This window comes from Amycolatopsis sp. NPDC004378 (assembly GCF_053602455.1).
In genome coordinates this window covers 1-16,886 of record NZ_JBSGDR010000024.1, presented here as the reverse complement: position 1 = coordinate 16,886, position 16,886 = coordinate 1, and the positions used below count along the sequence as shown (strand labels likewise).

The window sequence follows — 16,886 nt, the reverse complement described above, 5'->3', positions numbered from 1 at the left end:
GCCCCGACCTGGCGTCCTGGTTACGATCCCACGGAGCCGCCTGATGCAGGCTCCCGGAACCGGACGCGAAACCCGGAATTCCGCTCGGTGGGGGCCATATTCGGATATCGAAATTCTCCGGAACATTCTGCGCTGTTCGGCGGCTCCGGCGAGCCGGGCCGAGATGACACACTGCTTCGGTCGGCCGGGGTCGGCCGCCCCTCCCTTCCCCCGGCGACGGATCCAGAAACTGCTGCCGGCGGCCCTCCCCGCAGGCCGCCGGCAGCGCGATGGCCGGGATTGGACTTGGCGGCATGGACGAACACGAGATCATGCTGTGCGAGCGCTGCTGGTACCCGATCGGCGTAGACGCCGACTACATCGTCCGACACCACCATGACGAGTTACACCCGTTGCTCGCGCCGCTGTCCGGGTTCTCCCACCGCGACGGCGACCCCCAGTGCGTCGCCGTCGTGCAGGCACAGAAGGACGTAGCGGGCAATAGCTGCGCCAGCCCGGGCCGAAGCGACCCGCGCGGCGGCGATGAGCGTGCCGGCCGTCGGACAGACCGGCGCGAGCCATAGCAGCCTCAGGCGCCGCGGGCCGCGTGTTCCCGTGCAGGTGGTTGCCATCCCGGCCGCTCGGTCCCTGCCGGGTGTAGTCGGTTCGCGGGCGAAGGTGTCCGATGTGGCGTGGGGTGTTCACCGCAGGCGGCGGGCGGGGAGGGTGTGGTGCGTGAGGCGTGGACGCGGCGAAGGGGCGGGCTCGCGCTCCAGTGCCTCGTCGTCGGTGGTGGTTACGTGGCCGGGTCCCAGCTGGCGTTCGCCGTGCTGGATGCGACCGGAGCGGGACCGACCTTCTTCCCGTCGGCGGGACTGACCGTCGCGGCGCTGTGCCTGTTGCCCCGCCGCGCCTGGCCCGCGGTGTGCGCGAGCATCGCCGCGGCGGAGCTCGTCGTGGATCTGGGCGAGGGGCTGGCGCCGCTCGCCGCCACCGGGTTCGCGGCGGCGAACACCCTAGAACCGTGGTGCGGTGCGGCTCTGCTGGGCCGGTTCCGGCCGGGCGGGGTCCGGGTCGGCACGTGGCGCGGCCTGACGAGATTCGTGGTCGCCGCCGTGCTCGCCGCCCCGGTCGTGGGTGCGGCAGCCGGGGCGACCACCGCGGTACTCCTCGGTGACGGCGATCAGGCCTGGTGGACGGTCGCCGCTCGGTGGTGGCTTGGGGACGCTCTGGGAGTCCTGGTCGTCGGGACGACGATGCTGGCGTGGGCCGGCGACCGGCCCGCCGCCGCCCGCCGGAGGTGGCCCGGGCACATCGGGGCCGCCGTCGTGATGGGCGGGTTCGCGGTGCTCGTGTTCTTTGCGGACCTCGTCGTGGCCGGCTACGCCGGGGCGTTGGCCCTGATCTGGGTGGCCCTGCGGTGGGGCCTGCGCGCCGTGACCGCCAGCGGGGTCGTGATCGCCGTCGTGGCCACCACAGCCACCGCGGTCGGCCGGGGCCCGTGGGCGAGGATCGGTACCGGCCCGGAGTCGGGGCTGGTGCACCTGCAGATGCTGCTCGCCCTGTTGCTGGTGATCGCGGTGACGGTCGACGAACGGGAAACGGCGGTGCGCGACGCCACCTCGGCCGAGGAACAGCGGCGGCACGCCCAGTCGGTGCTGGAGACCGAGCACGCCGCACGCGAACGAGCGAGCCTGCTGCACACGGTGGCCGATGCGCTGGGGGCCACCACCGACATCGCCCAGGTCGCCGCCGTGTTCGTGGAGGTCGAAGAGTTCGGTGACGTGCTGTCCGCGGCAGCGATCGGCGTAGTCGCCGACGGCGGCGGGCTGCGAGTGTGGACCCACAACCGGTCCGGAACGACGACCGAAACCGTGGTCTCGGCCTCTGCGGTGACCTGTGAAGCGGAAACAGGGCGCACCGGCGAACCGCACTACGCCGCCGCTGACCACCCGCCCCCGGGCGGGTCGGCATCCCGAGGCGGCGCCGCGATTCTGCCGCTGCGCACCTCGGGTGAGCCGTTCGGGTTCGTGGGCCTGTACTTCCGCGGAACCCGGGTCTGGGTCGAGGAGCAGCGCACGGTGCTGCTGACCATGGCCGCGCAGACCGCGCAAGCCGTCCAGCGGGTCCAGCTCTACGAGGCCGAACAGGCGTTGCGTGGCCGGGCCGAGCACCGAGCGTGGCAGCAGCGGCTGCTCGTCGAGGTGGTGGCGGCGGTCAGCGCACCGGGCGCCGTCGCCGAACGTGCGCACAGGCTCGTCGGCACCCTGGTTCCGGTCCTCGCGGACTTCGCCGTCATCGAGTTCGGCGACGGCGAAGACGACGCTCCCGTCGTGGCTTGCGCTCATCGCTCTCCGGTCGGCCGCGCGGCGTGTGAGGACGTCATGAATGCCGGCGAGGCGGGCATCACCGCCCTGGCAACCGTGCTGGCCACCGGCCGGGCGTTGGTCACACCGACGCCGGCCGGCGGCTGTCTCCCGGACTCCGCCGCGACCAGGCGGGCGGGAGCGGCCCCGCTCATCGGGGTGCCGATGTCCGGGGAGGGCCGGGTGCGTGGCGCACTCCTGCTCGGCCGGACCGACGCGGACCGGCCGTTCGCCGCCGGCGACCTCGCGCTGGCGAACGACATCGCCACCCGCGCCGTTCTGGTTCTGCAGGCCGCGGGCAGTGCCGAGCGGGAACGGTCGATCGCGTTGACGCTGCAGACCAGCCTGCTACCGCGGCGGCTGCCTGCCGTCCGCGACGTCGGGATCGCCGCCCGGTACCGGCCCAGCCAGCGGAACCTCGCGATCGGCGGTGACTGGTACGACGTCGTCACCCACCCGGACGGCCGCGTCGTGATCACCATCGGGGACGTCGTGGGGCACGGACTGCCGGCCGCCGCCGCGATGGGGCAGATGCGCAGCGCGGCGACCGCGCTGATCCTCGCCGAGCTCGACCCCGCGGCCGTGCTGGACCGGCTGGACCGGGTCGCCGCCCGCACCGCCGGCGCCGAGCACGCGTCCGCGCTGGTGGCCGACTTCGATCCCGCCGACGGCCGGCTCCGGTTCGCGGTGGCCGGCCACCCGCCGCCCGTGCTGATCACCCCGGACGGCACGGTGGCCCTCCTCGAGCAGGGCCGCTCGCCGCTGCTGTGCTTACCGCCGAAGGCAGGCCGGCCGCACACGGAGCTGACCCTGCTGCCCGGCTCGGCGCTGGTATGCTACACCGACGGGCTGATCGAACAGCGCCGGAGACCACCGGACGAGGCACTCGCCGCGCTGGTCTCGGCTGCGACCCGGCACGCCGGCCGGGACCCCGGCGAACTCTGCGACGGCCTCCTGGACACGCTCGTCGGCGAACTGCCCGCCCGGGACGACATCGCCGTGGTCTGCCTGCGCTACGCGCCCGTCCCGGCGACCGGCCGCCGCGGAGCAGACGAGCCTGAACAAGACGTCAAACCTGGGGGTCGGCGCGGCCGGTCAGGTCGGCGAACGAGCCGATGACCGCCGGCCGTCGCTCGACGACAGCCAGCGCGTAGGTGAGCACCAGGTGCGCGGTGCGCGCTTCCCGAGTCGCCGTCCGGTCCGGTCCGGCAGCACCCAGCACCAAATTCGCTTCGCGCCGCAGCCAGCGATTGCGTTCCCGGCGCAGCGCGGCGGCCTCCGGCTTCGGCATGACCGGTTCGGGAAAAAGAGCGTCCGACATAGGTAGTTCTCCTCGTGAATGTCCGTGTTCGCCACAATAGCGACACGAGAGGAACCGCACAGGCCAGCAGGCGGAGCGTGGAACCGGAAATATTCGACGTTCGAACGTCTCCGAAGCAAAAACCGTTCCCCCCGCCGGACGCGTCGGAAAATTGTCACCCGAAGCCTGTCGTCCACCTGGGCTTTTGTCGGCCCGGCGCCAGGTGGTCGACTTAGTCGACACACGACGCTCGGGTCCATTTATTCTCGAATTCGAGATTCTCCGTGATGCGCCGACCCCTTGCAATCGGCCTTCTCCAGATCCGCACACCATCCGTTGCGACGATCACCCCGGCTATCAGCCCGCGCTCGAGCCGTTGGGTAGTGGATGATCGATCGGCGCGCCGCCGAAGGCGAGCCGAGGTACTTTCACCGGCTATGTCTCGACCGCGAGGTGCCGTCATCGAGAGGTCGTGTCTTGCGAGTCCGGCGAACGGGCACGACTGTCGCGACCACTAACTTCTGCCGCTTGCGGTTCGCGGTCAACGGCGGTTGAATCTGGGTTCTGGCACGCTATCCGCGATAGACCCCGGTGTCTGGACCCTCGGCGGGTGGGCGATCATGCTGCAGGTGCGTTGATCTTGATCTGGTCCGGGTCCTGTGGCCGCATTTGGCTTCGCTGCGAGTGAAGGCGGTGTCGGCCACGGGCGGCGTCACGCGGATCGCCGGCGAGACCGTCGCACCAACGGCTGCATGTTCGGGCTGCGGAACGGTGCCTGGCAGCGTGCACAGCCGCTACGAGCGGCAACTGTCCGACACCCGCCTCGTCCGCTCGTGAGGGGTTGATCCGGCTGCGGGTCCGCCGCTTGTTCTGCGACGACTCTGCCTGTGCGAAGACGACGTTCGCCGAGCAGCTGCCTGAACTGATTCGACCGCCTTAAGAACACAGACTAAAATCATACGATCGTGGCCTCCCGTCGTATCTGAAACGCACTGCGCGCACGCCACGATGACGCCATGCCCTCGCACGACAGGGATCTGCACAGTCAGGGACTGGTGCAGTCGCCGCGCCCACGCCCCAGTCTTGCCCTAAGGCCACCAGCCAGGAGACGTGGGCCGGTCCGGAAAATCGGGCGCGACAAGCAAAATTGGTATCTCAGCCACATTCCTGGCTTGCTCACCGGAGTCGCCGCGATCGGCGCGTTGATCTTCACCGCGCTGTCCCTGCAGACGACCCGTGACCAAGTACGGATCACCGAGCAAGGCCAGTTCACCGAACGGTTCACCAACGCCATCACCCAGCTGGGCGCCCAGAACAGCCTGGAGATCCGGTTGGGTGGCATCTTCGCGCTCGAACGGATCGCACGCGACTCAGAACGTGACCATGCCACCGTCATGGAGGTGCTTACCGCGTTCATCCGCGAACACGCACCGGTTTCGCCGTGCAACGAGGACCGGTCACCTGACGCCGACATCCAAGCGGCGGTGACGGTCATCGGACGCAGGGACGCCACCCATGATGTCGACCCGATCGACCTGCACAACACCTGCCTCCCGCAGGTCTCGCTGTTCTACGCCAACCTGGCCGGAGCCATTTTCGACGGAGCCACCCTGAGCCGGGCAGACCTCAGAGGGACCGATCTGAGCTCCGCGAGCCTGACCAACGCAAGGCTGGTCAAGGCCACGAACGGCCTGTTTCGCATGAGCGAAGTCCGGCACTCAGAGATACGGCAGGCGAATTTTAGCCTGGCCACCATGACTGGCACCGACCTGACAGACGCCGAGTTCGGCAACGCGTGTTTCGCCCAGACTGATCTTGAGCGGGCCACTATCGTCAGGACAGAACTCCACGGAGCCGGCCTCAACGAGGCAAATCTCCCCGAGGCCAACCTTGAGAGCGCTTAGCTGCAAGGAGCGAACCTGAACTCCGCATTGATCGACAGAACGCGCTTCAAGGAAACCAACCTGAGCGGCGCGAACCTCACCGGGATATCGCGAGCCAGTCTGGCTGCGCGGTTGGCATTGACGTCCCACTGGTGGGCGCTTCACGTGGTTGCTGAGCTTTTGTACACCTCCGGCAGGCAGCACGTCATGTCCAGACCCTTCGTCCTGATCATCGGCGCCTGGACCTGGTGCCCGGTCGCCCGGCACCTGCGCGCGGCCGACACGAAGTGCTGCCCCCCGTTACCTTTTTCTTGGCTCCCAACAGGGAGTTGTGGTCACCAGGCCCGGCATGACTTGCGCCCCCAGTTGCTTCCATGATCCGGGGGGGGTGGTGTCACCGGGCCTGGTGGCATCGAGGGACCGCTGAATAAGGACTCGGCCACCGCCAGGTAGGTCTCGATGCCCCTATTGTTTGTCAAGCAGCGTGGTGTGCTGGCGCAGCTTGTGGATCAGGCGCGGTGATGACCCGGTAGAACTCGCGGGCGAGGTAGCGTTTGAGGCATCGGCCGGGAACACTCGTTTCGAGCTGACAGCTGCGGGGCATGCTTCGCGCCGGTGATCGAGCGGCTGGGTGTGTGGGGCCGCCTCTGGATGCCGCCACCCTGAGGTGCCGACCTCAAGCCGCAACTGTTGCTGCTCGACATCCGCCGGGGCATCGACTGTGCCCGGCTGCCGCCGGAACGAGTGGCGCTCCACCTGCAGTTCAGCGAGACGCCGCCACCACACTGGTGGTGGCTCGTGCTCACCCCAGACGGTACATCGGCCACGGCCACGGCCACGGATCCGCGAGTAGCCATGGCGGTGAGGTTCCAGTGCACCCTGTCGGCACTGGCCGGCGTGTGGCTCGGTCACCTGTCTTGGCGCGAAGCAGTGGAGGACTGTGTGATCCGGTTGGCCGAGAGCCGCGAATCGATCAGGAGAGCCGTCGGCTGGCTCGGCCGGAACCGCTTCACGACTGCCGCACCCGGACCTTAGGGGGCTCGTCAGCGCCGTTCGGGATTGTCTTCGGCGATCGTCGAGGTGATTTCCGACGTCGAGCATCCGCTGTTCAGCTTGGCCAGCGAGCTGAAGCCCGTCGAATCACAGAACGTGACGCCATCGAGGTCGACAACGATGGCCGACGGCCTCAGAGTCATGGCCCGGACGAACTCGTCGTCCAACATGCTGATGTTGATGACATCGATCGCGCCTGACGCGGTGATCGTCATCTCGTCCGGACCGGCCAGCCGGGTGATCACCCTCAACGGCGCCGAAAGTCTCGAGCTTGACCCCTGCCCCATCGTCCCCTTGTTCCGGCGACCACGCCGGTGACGAGTTACGTGGTGGCGCAGAATCGGACCCTTCGCTCGATCTTTCCGCCGATGACATGGCCGACGGGGCGACCGCGCAACTGTCGAGCGAGTCCACCACCTAGCGTGAACACTGTCCGTATCCGCCCGCACCTGCACGAGGACCGTCACATGGGAACCGAAGAGCATGCGCAGATTGGCGATCTACTGGAAATCCGGTCTTGCACCCCCGAAGCCGGGATACTGATGCTTCACCTTCGCGGTGCGATGGACCTCGACACTCGCGCCCTGGTCCTGGCGCAGTTCCGCGCCGCGGTCGCCATGCGCCCCTCGATGGTTGTACTCGATCTGACCGAGGTCGGGTTTTGCGGCTCGACCGGTCTCGAGGCGCTGGTCCGACTCCAACTCGACTGCGACGAGCAGGGCATTCAGATCCAGGTGCGTCCGTCGCCCCACCTGCGGAAGTTGCTGGAGATCACGGGGCTCAAAGGCGTTCTCGACCTCCTCTGACACGGTTGGCCCCGGAGAATCACGAGGCCGGCTTCTGATGGCGCGTGTCAGCGAGTTCGAGCTCCCCCGTTGGCGCTGAACCGGAATTCGATCGTGACCACCAGGACCTCGAGATCGAGCGCTTGCTGCAGCCGTGGCAGGCTGTGGGTTTCGAGCAGGTGCCGGATCTCCGAGATGTCGCCCTCCTGCTCGGCAGTCAACACCAGGACCAGCACCGGGGCGTCGCGTCCGCCGGCGAGTGTCGCATGCGCGGCGTGGACACCCGGATAGGTCTCGACCTCGACCATGAACGGCGCGACGGCGGCCCCGGCGGCAAGCTCGGTACGACCGCCGGCGGGGTCCCTTTCGAACCGCCAGGTCTGTGTCTTCGGCTTGCGAGCCAGCTGCGCCGCCAGCCAACGCGGCAGAAGCAACCCGAGGACGACGGCGGCCGCCGCGACGGCGTACCAGACCCAGGTCGGCGGAAGAGCGGTCCCCGCGGTCGACGGCGCGGCTGAATCGAGTAGGGCGAGCATCCCGAGGTGCGTGACGACGACGAAGCCACCGGCAGCGAACAGGACCAGACCCCAGAGACCGAGCAGCGTGCGGTTGAGCCGGGCGGGACGGTTGAGATTGCTCATGACGTACTCCTGGGAGCTTTGATCCTGACCTTGATCGCCGGCATCGTGGCCGGACCGATCCGGGCGAGCCGGCATTCGATCGCCGCGCGGACGGTGTCGTAGAGCCCCTCAGTAGTCGTCCGCGTGGTGCGGACGCGGGCGGCACTATACGTGGAAGTCGGGCTGGCCATCGAACTCGCGCGGAGCCCGTGCCGTGCAAGCCGTCGTCCTACGCGTCACCGCAGAAGGTCGATCGTGCCGTCAAGGTCAAGTTTCACGATCGTCAAGGCAGCGACAAGCCTTACGAGGCCGCAGCACTGGCATTCGGAAACGACATCCAGTTGTCAGGTGCAAAAGCCGGACCGATCTTCGATAGCAATGGCCCTTGCGGTGGCGGCGGACTCGATGCCGCCACCGTGATGCCCGGCAAGACCTACACTCACGAACAGGCCTATGCGGCCGGTAAGGCGAAGGGAGACCTGCAGATCGCTCTGCAGCCGGACTTCGCGTCCGACAAAGCCGTGTTCCCTCGGCAACAGCCCGGTCAGCCCGCTGGAATCGCGAACGTCTCGGCGACGCTCATGAGCAGCGGGATCTGGTGTCCACCGAACCCGATCGTGTCGGTGACCGACCGCCACGGTCGCGACGTGCCAGTTCGGCAGCAGCCGTGCGAGCGAGGCGTCTCGGAAAGGCGTGGCCGACACCGTGCTGGCTGGGCTGAGCCGGGACACCGTGTCCGGAACGTCGGCGCTCGCTGCGCGCGTGACCGGGTGGCATCGGCCCGACATCGGCAAGACCGGCACGACGCAGCAGAGCGAGTCGGTCACGTTCGTCGGCGGCGTCAACGACTACGCGGTCTCGTCGATGGTTTTCGCGGACGGGGCGCAGCCTCGAACGTTCTGTCCAGGGCCGCCGGTTCACCTTGGCAGCTGCGGTAATGGAGCATTCGGTGGCACTGTAGCGGCGCCACCGTACTTCGCCGCCATGCAGAGCCTGCTTGCCGGGGTGCCGCATGAGCCACTGCCTGAACCGGATCCTCGGTTCCTCGCCTCGCGCTGGTAGCGAGCAGAACCGCACTCGGACATTGCATCAGTCAACTGTTTGTCATGCTGACCGATTCGCAAGACAATCGTCAGGTGCAGACAACCCGGAGACGGTCCAGGATGCCGGGAAGGGGCATAGGAAGGAGGCTTCGGCATCGTGAGCTCGAACATCGACGGTCGTCGAGCCGGCGGCCCGTCTCCGCTCCCGCTCGCCGGCTCGACGTCGATCGTGTCCGGCGGGATAGCGCTGTTCGAGCCGGACGCTTACCGCGTGTCCGGACGGCTGCGGCAGTCTGTCTACGACTGGCTCGCTGCGGTCGGGTGCCGGGCTCGGCGGGCCCCATGATTCCGCAAGACATGTTCACCGCAGGCGCGGTCGTCGTCGAGATCGATGATGCGCGTACTTGCTGGCTGGCGGTGCGGTGGGCAGCCGGCGAGGCCGGGCGACGCGGTCGCGAACTGGTGGTCGCCCACCCGGTGACTCCCGGCTTCGTCATCGGCTACCCGGAAGCGGCGGTAGCACTTGCAGGCGGCGACGACCGGTTGGCGTTGCATCTCAACCGGCTGGTCGCAGGGGTGGCTTCGGAGCATCCCGGTCTGCCGGTGTCAGGCATCGTGCTCGAACCGACGCCCACAGCACTCGCGGAATTGGTTACGGCAGTCCAGGCGACAGTCTTGGTCGTCGGTCCGGGCCGAAGGGGGCACCGCGTTCGCGAACGCGGTGCCCCCTTGTCGTGGTCAATGGTTCAGGCCGTGCCCTCGGCCGCCGCATCCGGTGGTCGTCGGGGCGGAGACGGCGGCAACCTGCGGCCAGCCACTGCACTTGGCGTTCGAGTTCGCGCGCCGACAGGCCAGCTCGGTGCGCATCGTGCACGCCTGGTCGCGGCGGACACCGCCAGCGTTCGGGCCGGACTGCACACCGGAGCCCGTGTCACCCTGGTGACCGACCTGGCCGCCGTGCTCGCCGGCTATCCGGGCGTGCCATTCGACCTCGTTCCGGTCCGTGACCGGGCCTGTGCGCGCGCTGCTCGCGCAGGTCGGACGCCGCGCTCCTGGACGTCGGCGAGCCGCTCGCTCCGCGCCTGCGGTCCTGGCGTTGGACGCGATCCTTGGCCCGGCGAGCTGTCTGCCCGGTTGCGATCGTCCCCTCCCGCGAAACAGAAGCAATCTGAGCAACGTTCATCTTTCCGCGCGTCAGGCCGGATGATTTCCGGGGCCTCCGAATATCGTGGCATCGGAAGCATGCCCCGGATACTCGGCGAAGGCAAAGGGGTTGGAGGTTTTCGCCTGTGCAGCCAAAACCTTTGACCAGATCAGCGGGAGCCTCAGTGCCAGTTCGGTCACCGCCGTCGACTGGACGAAGAACGCGATGAGCAAACCCGAAACGATCTACGTAAGCCGAGTGCGTTCTTGATCGTCAGCTGTGGCAAGGGGTTCCGGACAGGCACGATGGCGATATCACCGTCTGCCACGCATGAGGAGCAGGCTCTGCCAGTCCAAGGGATGTTCAGTTCGCGCTATCGGCCAAGGTGCAGCTATCTGAGCGCGCTGACGGGTAGCGTGTCGATCTTGAACACTGCGGGGACTCAGAGCCAGCCCTTGGTTTCGGCCAGGCGGGCGGCTTCGGCACGGGTTCGGGCTTCGGTCTTGCCGATCGCCGACGAGAGGTGGTTGCGGACCGTTCCCGCGGAGAGGCCGAGCGCCCGCGCGATGTCGGCGACCGTGCCACCCTCGGCTGTGGCGCGAAGCACGTCGGCTTCGCGGTCGGTGAGCGGACTGGTGCCGACGGCGAGGGACTCCGCGGCGAGTGCCGGGTCGATGAACCGCAGCCCGAGGTGGACCCGGCGGATCGCGTTGAGCAATTGCTCGGGGCGCGAATCCTTGACGACGAACCCGGCCGCGCCCGCGGACATCGCGCGAGCGAGGTAGCCGGGCCGGCTGAAGGTCGTGCAGATCAACACCCGGCACTGCGGCAATGCGTGCCGGAGTTCGGCGGTGACCGCGAGTCCGTCGCGGCCGGGCATCTGGACGTCGAGGAGGGCGAGGTCGGGGCTCGTGCGCTGGGCTGCCGGGAGAACGTCGGTTCCTGAGCCTACTTCGGCGACGACGTCGATGTCCGGTTCGAGTCGGAGCATCGAGGCCAGCGCGCCGCGGACGAGGGCCTGGTCGTCGGCCAGCAGAACACGGATCACGGGTGCCCTGCCTCGGCGTGCGCGAAGACCCGGTAGCCGCCTCGGGTACTACGGCCGTGTTCGAGTCGGCCCGCGACCTCGGCCAGCCGTTCGGTCAACCCGGTGAGGCCATGCCCGGCCGTGGGTTCGGTGGTGACCGTGCCATCGTCGGTCACCTCGATCCAGCCGGACCCTAGCCGGATGCGGCATTGTCGGGCGTTGGAGTGGCGGAGCACGTTGGTGACCGCCTCCCTCACGACGTAGCCGAAAACGCTGTGCAGTCCTGGATCGACGTCCTCGACCGAGGACGGGAGGTCGGCGCGAATTCCCGCGGCTCGCAAGGCGAGCCGGGCGCCTGAAAGCTCAGTGGCCAGCGACACCTGCCGGTACCCCGAGACGGTGGCACGGACGTCGGAAAGCGACTGGTGGCACAGGATCTCGAGGTCGTGGACTTCGGCCAGGGCGGGGGCGGTGTCGGCGGCCGACTCCAGGATCCGCCGGGCGAGGCCGAGTTTGACGGCCATCGTCGACAGGTTGTGGCCGAGGATGTCGTGGAGCTCGCGGGCGACGCGTTCGCGTTCCTGGTCCACGGCCATCCGCCGGATCTGCGCGCGAGCAGCCTTCAGGTGTCCGGCGGTGAAGGTCAACGCGAAGACGACACCGAGGGCCGCGGTGACGCCGCCGAGCGCGGCCACCTGGCTCCAGATCACCCGCCCTGACCCGGCTCGCATCCATACGAGCTGGCTGGCCGCCGTGGCAAACCCGAGCGGAAGCGAGTAGCACAGCGGCAGCAGCATCAGGCTGCTCGCGACGGCGAAGGTCAGGTCGGTCAGGTATTCGGGTGAGCCGAAGAGCAGAGCAGGGGTGACGCCGAACGTGAACACCGCAGCCACGATGACCGCCCGCTGCCGCGGGGGTGCCGATGGTCCCGCCCACAGTGCAAAGATGTAACCGGCCCCGTAGCAGGTGGTCGCGGCGAGTGCGATCACCGTGCGCGCCGTGCCGTGCGTGCCGCCCATGATCGTCACGATCCGGGGGACCAACACGAGCAGTGCGAGTCCGTTCACCATGACGGGCACGACCCGGCGCCGCCGGTCCCTCCAGAAGCTCCAGTCCGGCCACTGCCGCACAGAGAAGCGGGCTGGATCACGCGTGCTCACCCGATCACCCTAAGCAGTGGCAGCCGGACGCGCCCCATGACAGATGGCACGGGCTGCGCCGGCTACGGGGTGGTGCGGTGAAGCCATGGTGCAGAAACCGATGAGGAAGATGTTGCCGGCAGCGCTTGCCGCCGCTGCAATGGCGTCGGGGGCGTCCGCGGCCACGGCGACGGACCGGGCTCAGGTGCGGTGGGGGCCGTGCCCGGCCGACGTCGCCCAGCCGGGCTTGCAGTGCGCGACCCTAGATGTCCCCCTGGACTACCGGCACCCGGCCGGGCGACAAGTCAGCGTCGCGATCTCGCGACTCGCCAGCGCGAACCCCGCGCAGCGACGTGGCGTCCTGCTGGTCAACCAAGGTGGCCCCGGGCTGGGCGGCCTGGGCTTTCCGGTCTCGCTCGTGGCCGCGGGACTGCCGCAGCAGGTGCGCGACGCCTACGACGTGATCGGGTTCGACCCGCGCGGGATCGGCCACAGCACACCGGTGACCTGCGATATGACGCCGGAACAGCGCGTGAAGAGCGTGAACCCGCCGTTCCCGCACCGCGCGGAAGACGTCATCAAGGCTGCCGAAGCCGCGGAGACCGTCGCTCGGCAGTGCATGACGTCGAAGACCGCGTCGGTGCTGCCGTTCGTGACCACCGCGAACACCGCGCGCGACATGGACCGGATCCGCACGGCGCTGGGCGAGCCGAAGCTGTCGTACTACGGCGATTCCTACGGGACATACCTCGGCGCAGTGTACACCAGCCTGTACCCGGTCCGCAGTGACCGGATCGTCCTCGACAGCAGTCTCGGACCGGAGGGCTACGACGTCAACGCGCTGCGCGACCAGGGCCTCGGCTTCGAAACCCGGTTCCCGGACTTCGCGAAGTTCGCCGCTGCAGCCCCGGCGAAGTACGATCTCGGCGCGTCGCCCGCGGCCGTAAGGGCGAAGTACTTCGAGCTCGCCGAGCGCCTGGACCGGACACCGGTCTCGGGGTACGACGGCACCACATTCCGCACGATCACGGCCGCCGCCCTCCGCGCCGACGCGGCGCTGCCGGCGCTCGCGGCACTGTGGCACAAGCTTGACGTGAACACGGCGCCCGCGGCTGCCGGAGTGGACGCGGGTTCCGGCGACAACTTCGCGGCAGGCTACCTTGCGGTTGTCTGCGGTGACTCACGGTGGCCGCGAGGGGTGGGGGCCTACCAGCGCAACGTCGCGGTCGACCGCGTCCGCTACCCGATGTACGGTCCCTACGCGGCCAACATACGACCGTGCGCGTTCTGGCCCTCGCCGGTCGAGCCGCCGGTGCAGGTCACCGACCGGGGCCCGTCCACTGTGCTCATGCTGCAGAATCTCCGCGACCCGGCCACCCCGCTGCCTGGAGCGCTCCGCCTCCGCACCGCGCTCGGTGAGCGCGCCCGCCTGGTGGCGGCCGACCAGGGCGGCCACGTGGCCTATCTCAACGGCGCGAACCAGTGCGCCAACAACGCGATGAGCGACTACCTCGCCACAGGCCGGTGGCCCACGCACGACACCATCTGCCGAGCTTGAGCTTGGCGGCGGCATGCCACCGGGCTTCGGAAGGGAATGGCGTATCGGAGCAGAAGTCTGTGCCCCCTGTTGGCGCCGGGTGCCGACATCATGTCGATCACGAAAACCGTAGTCCATTCTCGCTGACCCATCCAAGACCGAAGCGGCTACGAAGACGAACCGGTTAGGTGTAGAGGGAAGGCCGGTTTGACGAATGAACTTCGACGAAGAACTGACTCAGCTCACTCGTCGGGTCGCCGCGACTGCGGACACCACTGTCGAACTGAGCGGCCACCCGGACCTGCGTCAGGTCAGGAAAGCCGTCGTCGACGCGCTGATGTTCGGCGCACGGCCGACCGACCGGTTCGGTCCCGTGCTCCTGGTGATCGACGAACTGGTGGGCAACGCCTATCTGCACACGACGGCGGCACGTGAACTGCACGTCACCCGCGCCGCGAAGAATCTGCTGATCGAGGTAAGCGACCGCGATCCCGACGTCGCCGCGGTGCGAGAACTCCGGCCGGGATCTGGCCGGTACGGACTCCGCTTGGTCGGCCAGCTGTCACTCGACTGGGGGGTGCGAGCCGACAGGGACGGCAAGGTCGTCTGGGCGCTCGTGCCTGTCGAGGTGTACCCGGCCGAGCCATGACGACAAGCGCGGACCTGACTGCCGACGGAGGAACCTTCTCGCGGGAATCGCTGCCGGAGCGGCGGGCACGACAGCCTCGAACGCCTCTACTTATCCGGACTTGATCGCCGGGCGCGCCCGGCGAGTACCACTCCAGAGGACAGGTTCGCCGAGCTCAGGAGCTGATCGGGGGCGACACCGACGACGCGGACGACCGGCGTTCGGGCTCCGTGCGTTGACGGGTACCGCCGCCGAGCTGGGTGTCGGCGCACTTTACGGGCGTGCTGGGCGTTGGCGCCGGACGAGCAGCGAATGTCGGTACCGCCGGCCCGTTGGCTTTACTGGGGTCGATCGAGGTGTAAGAACTTCGCGAGGTGGTATTACGCGGGCAAAAGTTCGCGGGCGAGCCGCCGGAGGGTGGAGGAATGGGTACTGACGTGAAACTCGTTCCGGTTTCGGGTGTCGGGCCACACCCTGGCATGCGCGTCACCGACGGGATCATCGCACCCAGAGCACCCGGCATGACTGCCGAGCACAGGTCCGCTCTGATCGAACACATGGCGGAAACCTGCGAATCGAGCGCAAGCGTTACCATCGCGATCGCGCGGAACACGGCCTGTGGTTCGCGGCGGATCAGCGGTGGCGGTATTCGCACTCGCCTGCAGGAGTCGCTGTCATGCTGAAGCAGAAACCATCCGCGCCGAGCGTTCCGCAATGGCTGAACGACAAGACCGTGTCACCACAAGATCGAGTACTATTGCTCACCTATCGAATCGCGCGAGGATCCGGCGCCTCGCGGCGGCGCAGCGCGCGATTGTGCCGCGAAATGCTTCGCTGGCACGTAAACCAGCAGGTGTGTGTCGGGGTGTGTCTGAACCGCACGGGAATGATCACCGCGCTACGCGCGCAGCTGAACGAGGCCGGCCCTGGTCTGGAAACCGCCATCCGTGACGCGGTGCTCCTCGACGAACTGGTATTGCTCCCGCCACGCCAGCGCCTCGCTCTCTGGGCGGCAACCGTCCAGCACGAATCGGTCATCGAGATCTCACGCCGCACCGGCTGGACTCAACCCCAGGTGAGCCGGCTGTTACGAGCAGCACTCTTGACCGTCGGTCGGCACGCTACGGGCTGATCGCAGCGTCGCGAATGCCAAGTTTCGACCCGCCCGCTTCGGCCAAGCAGGCACGGATGTCCTCGAGGTGATGCATGGCCTCGTGCGCGGCTTGGCGGACCAGCCATCTAGCGGTGCGGTGTTCGCCCGCAAGCCGGGTGACGGTGCGTTCCCAGCCCGGCCGCGTGCACCGCTCGATCTCCTCGCACAGCCCGGCAACGCACGCCGCCAGTTCATCGAAGACACCGTCAAGGGTGCGGTCGTTGTAGTGGAAGCGTCGCGCACGCAGGTCGTTGAGCATCGGCTCGAGAACGGGCAAATCTTCCGTGCGGGCGCGGTGCAGCCTGATCGTGTAAACGACGCACACATCGCGTATGTGAAAGACGTACTCCTTCGCCGACCAGCGTTCCGGCCGTGACCGGTATAGGAGGTCCTGCGGCGACGTGTGCTCTAGGAGGGGCTGCACCGTGCGGGGCACTGATCCGATGATCGCGCGCGCGGCTTCGACGGTGAGCGTCGGACACGAGACTCCACACGCGCCGCAGGTGTGATCCTCACCGACCAGCGGAGGTACACCGGACGGCCTGTGCCTTTGCTGATCGTGGGCCGCTTCGTCGGACATGGCCACCATGGTCGCCGAACGACGCGTCAGCCGGCAACCGCCGTTCTTTCGCCTCGCAGCCGCTGATTGGGGAGCCCGGCCTGTGACCCGCTTGGTCGCGGCCGGGCTCGCGTCGAACGTGGCGCCGCCGGCCGACTCCAGCACGACGTCAGCACCGGCGCTACCGGTCAGTCGCATCACCTCGGCGGCGATGTCGGCGTCGCGGGGGTCGAGGACGTGGTCGGCGCCCAGTGCCACCACTGTCTCGTGCTTGCCCCGCGAGGCAGCGGCGATGACCGTCGCGCCGTAGTGCTTGGCCATCGTGACCGCGGCCTGGCCGGTCGCACCCGCCGCGGCGTGGACCAGGACGATCTCCCCGGCCGCGACGCGGCCCAACGACTTGAGCGCGGCCAGGGCCGTAGGCCAGTTCACCACCAGGCCCAGCGCCTCCTGCTCCGTCCAGCCGGACGGTACTGGCATCGCTGCAGCCGCCTGCAGCACCATGTACTCGGCGAACGCGCCCGTTCCGACTCCGACGACGCGGGTCCCCAGCTGCGGACCGGTCACCGCATCGCCCCCCGTTACCGTTTTCGTAGTTCCTGATCAAGGAGCTGTGGTCACCAGGCCCGGCATGATTTGCGCCCCCAGTCGAACCCATGATCCGGGGGGT

Annotated in this window: 18 protein-coding genes; 12 read left to right on the top strand and 6 right to left on the bottom strand. The window is 68.3% G+C overall.

Features of this window, described 5'->3' with window-relative positions:
- The first annotated feature begins 293 nt into the window (after window positions 1-293).
- Window positions 294-563 (top strand): hypothetical protein, encoded by a 270-nt coding sequence (locus tag ACWEN0_RS41875; protein ID WP_451986204.1) that lies wholly within the window; start codon window positions 294-296, stop codon window positions 561-563.
- Between the two features lie 147 nt (window positions 564-710).
- The gene (locus ACWEN0_RS41870; RefSeq protein WP_451986202.1) at window positions 711-3,464 is read left to right on the top strand and encodes a SpoIIE family protein phosphatase; all 2,754 of its coding nucleotides are present in this window, start codon (window positions 711-713) and stop codon (window positions 3,462-3,464) included.
- Here ACWEN0_RS41870 and ACWEN0_RS41865 read toward each other — a convergent pair.
- Window positions 3,415-3,666 (bottom strand): hypothetical protein, encoded by a 252-nt coding sequence (locus tag ACWEN0_RS41865; protein ID WP_451986200.1) that lies wholly within the window; start codon window positions 3,664-3,666, stop codon window positions 3,415-3,417. The two genes, ACWEN0_RS41870 and ACWEN0_RS41865, sit on opposite strands and share 50 nt — an antisense overlap.
- Window positions 3,667-4,817: 1,151 nt before the next feature.
- Between ACWEN0_RS41865 and ACWEN0_RS41860 the strand changes: the two genes are divergently transcribed.
- Together ACWEN0_RS41860 and ACWEN0_RS41855 are read left to right on the top strand one after the other, a co-directional pair.
- The gene (locus ACWEN0_RS41860) at window positions 4,818-5,549 is read left to right on the top strand and encodes a pentapeptide repeat-containing protein (protein ID WP_451986198.1); all 732 of its coding nucleotides are present in this window, start codon (window positions 4,818-4,820) and stop codon (window positions 5,547-5,549) included.
- On the top strand, window positions 5,550-5,906 hold the full coding sequence (locus ACWEN0_RS41855) for a pentapeptide repeat-containing protein (protein ID WP_451986330.1): 357 nt from the start codon (window positions 5,550-5,552) through the stop codon (window positions 5,904-5,906).
- Between the two features lie 665 nt (window positions 5,907-6,571).
- On the opposite strand, the gene ACWEN0_RS41850 is transcribed toward ACWEN0_RS41855, so the two are convergent.
- Window positions 6,572-6,826, bottom strand: a complete 255-nt coding sequence (locus tag ACWEN0_RS41850; protein ID WP_451986196.1) for an STAS domain-containing protein — start codon at window positions 6,824-6,826, stop codon at window positions 6,572-6,574.
- Between the two features lie 222 nt (window positions 6,827-7,048).
- On the opposite strand from ACWEN0_RS41850, the gene ACWEN0_RS41845 reads away from it, so the two are divergent.
- A complete protein-coding gene (locus ACWEN0_RS41845; protein WP_451986194.1) occupies window positions 7,049-7,387 on the top strand; it encodes an STAS domain-containing protein in 339 nt (112 codons plus the stop codon).
- Between the two features lie 47 nt (window positions 7,388-7,434).
- Here the strand turns inward: ACWEN0_RS41845 and ACWEN0_RS41840 are convergent, their stop codons facing one another.
- Window positions 7,435-8,007, bottom strand: coding sequence for an alkaline shock response membrane anchor protein AmaP (locus tag ACWEN0_RS41840; protein ID WP_451986192.1), 573 nt, complete (start codon window positions 8,005-8,007; stop codon window positions 7,435-7,437).
- A 672-nt stretch (window positions 8,008-8,679) separates the two neighbouring features.
- On the opposite strand from ACWEN0_RS41840, the gene ACWEN0_RS41835 reads away from it, so the two are divergent.
- The 3 genes from ACWEN0_RS41835 (at window position 8,680) to ACWEN0_RS41825 (ending at window position 10,337) form a co-directional block, all read left to right on the top strand.
- Entirely contained in the window at window positions 8,680-9,048 is a 369-nt protein-coding gene (locus ACWEN0_RS41835) for a hypothetical protein (RefSeq protein ID WP_451986190.1), read from the top strand.
- 138 nt (window positions 9,049-9,186) lie between these two features.
- Window positions 9,187-9,375: a hypothetical protein gene (locus tag ACWEN0_RS41830; RefSeq protein ID WP_451986188.1), complete on the top strand. Its 189-nt coding sequence runs from the start codon at window positions 9,187-9,189 to the stop codon at window positions 9,373-9,375.
- Between the two features lie 11 nt (window positions 9,376-9,386).
- The gene (locus ACWEN0_RS41825) at window positions 9,387-10,337 is read left to right on the top strand and encodes a hypothetical protein (RefSeq protein WP_451986186.1); all 951 of its coding nucleotides are present in this window, start codon (window positions 9,387-9,389) and stop codon (window positions 10,335-10,337) included.
- A gap of 278 nt (window positions 10,338-10,615) precedes the next feature.
- On the opposite strand, the gene ACWEN0_RS41820 is transcribed toward ACWEN0_RS41825, so the two are convergent.
- Window positions 10,616-11,221 carry a response regulator transcription factor gene (locus ACWEN0_RS41820; RefSeq protein WP_451986184.1) on the bottom strand — a complete coding sequence of 202 codons (606 nt, stop codon included), beginning with the start codon at window positions 11,219-11,221 and terminating at the stop codon, window positions 10,616-10,618.
- Window positions 11,218-12,270, bottom strand: a complete 1,053-nt coding sequence (locus tag ACWEN0_RS41815) for a sensor histidine kinase (protein ID WP_451986182.1) — start codon at window positions 12,268-12,270, stop codon at window positions 11,218-11,220. Before ACWEN0_RS41815 ends, ACWEN0_RS41820 begins: the two co-directional genes overlap by 4 nt.
- A gap of 190 nt (window positions 12,271-12,460) precedes the next feature.
- On the opposite strand from ACWEN0_RS41815, the gene ACWEN0_RS41810 reads away from it, so the two are divergent.
- From ACWEN0_RS41810 to ACWEN0_RS41795, 4 genes are all read left to right on the top strand, one after another.
- Window positions 12,461-13,897 carry an alpha/beta hydrolase gene (locus ACWEN0_RS41810; protein WP_451986180.1) on the top strand — a complete coding sequence of 479 codons (1,437 nt, stop codon included), beginning with the start codon at window positions 12,461-12,463 and terminating at the stop codon, window positions 13,895-13,897.
- A gap of 193 nt (window positions 13,898-14,090) precedes the next feature.
- Window positions 14,091-14,525 carry an ATP-binding protein gene (locus tag ACWEN0_RS41805; RefSeq protein ID WP_451986178.1) on the top strand — a complete coding sequence of 145 codons (435 nt, stop codon included), beginning with the start codon at window positions 14,091-14,093 and terminating at the stop codon, window positions 14,523-14,525.
- Between the two features lie 404 nt (window positions 14,526-14,929).
- Window positions 14,930-15,187 carry a hypothetical protein gene (locus ACWEN0_RS41800; RefSeq protein WP_451986176.1) on the top strand — a complete coding sequence of 86 codons (258 nt, stop codon included), beginning with the start codon at window positions 14,930-14,932 and terminating at the stop codon, window positions 15,185-15,187.
- Window positions 15,181-15,636, top strand: a complete 456-nt coding sequence (locus tag ACWEN0_RS41795) for a hypothetical protein (protein ID WP_451986174.1) — start codon at window positions 15,181-15,183, stop codon at window positions 15,634-15,636. The genes ACWEN0_RS41800 and ACWEN0_RS41795 overlap by 7 nt, the downstream gene beginning before the upstream one ends.
- On the opposite strand, the gene ACWEN0_RS41790 is transcribed toward ACWEN0_RS41795, so the two are convergent.
- Entirely contained in the window at window positions 15,626-16,783 is a 1,158-nt protein-coding gene (locus tag ACWEN0_RS41790) for a zinc-binding dehydrogenase (protein WP_451986172.1), read from the bottom strand. The genes ACWEN0_RS41795 and ACWEN0_RS41790 overlap by 11 nt on opposite strands.
- Between the last annotated feature and the right edge of the window lie 103 nt (window positions 16,784-16,886).

Excerpts from the sequence above, each read along its gene's own strand:
- ACWEN0_RS41875 (WP_451986204.1), top strand. The coding sequence starts at position 294 with ATGGACGAACACGAGATCATGCTGTGCGAGCGCTGCTGGTACCCGATC.
- ACWEN0_RS41815 (WP_451986182.1), bottom strand. The coding sequence starts at position 12,270 with ATGGTGAACGGACTCGCACTGCTCGTGTTGGTCCCCCGGATCGTGACG.
- ACWEN0_RS41825 (WP_451986186.1), top strand. The coding sequence starts at position 9,387 with ATGTTCACCGCAGGCGCGGTCGTCGTCGAGATCGATGATGCGCGTACT.
- ACWEN0_RS41795 (WP_451986174.1), top strand. The coding sequence starts at position 15,181 with ATGCTGAAGCAGAAACCATCCGCGCCGAGCGTTCCGCAATGGCTGAAC.
- ACWEN0_RS41800 (WP_451986176.1), top strand. The coding sequence starts at position 14,930 with ATGGGTACTGACGTGAAACTCGTTCCGGTTTCGGGTGTCGGGCCACAC.
- ACWEN0_RS41845 (WP_451986194.1), top strand. The coding sequence starts at position 7,049 with ATGGGAACCGAAGAGCATGCGCAGATTGGCGATCTACTGGAAATCCGG.
- ACWEN0_RS41865 (WP_451986200.1), bottom strand. The coding sequence starts at position 3,666 with ATGTCGGACGCTCTTTTTCCCGAACCGGTCATGCCGAAGCCGGAGGCC.
- ACWEN0_RS41810 (WP_451986180.1), top strand. The coding sequence starts at position 12,461 with ATGAGGAAGATGTTGCCGGCAGCGCTTGCCGCCGCTGCAATGGCGTCG.
- ACWEN0_RS41805 (WP_451986178.1), top strand. The coding sequence starts at position 14,091 with ATGAACTTCGACGAAGAACTGACTCAGCTCACTCGTCGGGTCGCCGCG.
- ACWEN0_RS41840 (WP_451986192.1), bottom strand. The coding sequence starts at position 8,007 with ATGAGCAATCTCAACCGTCCCGCCCGGCTCAACCGCACGCTGCTCGGT.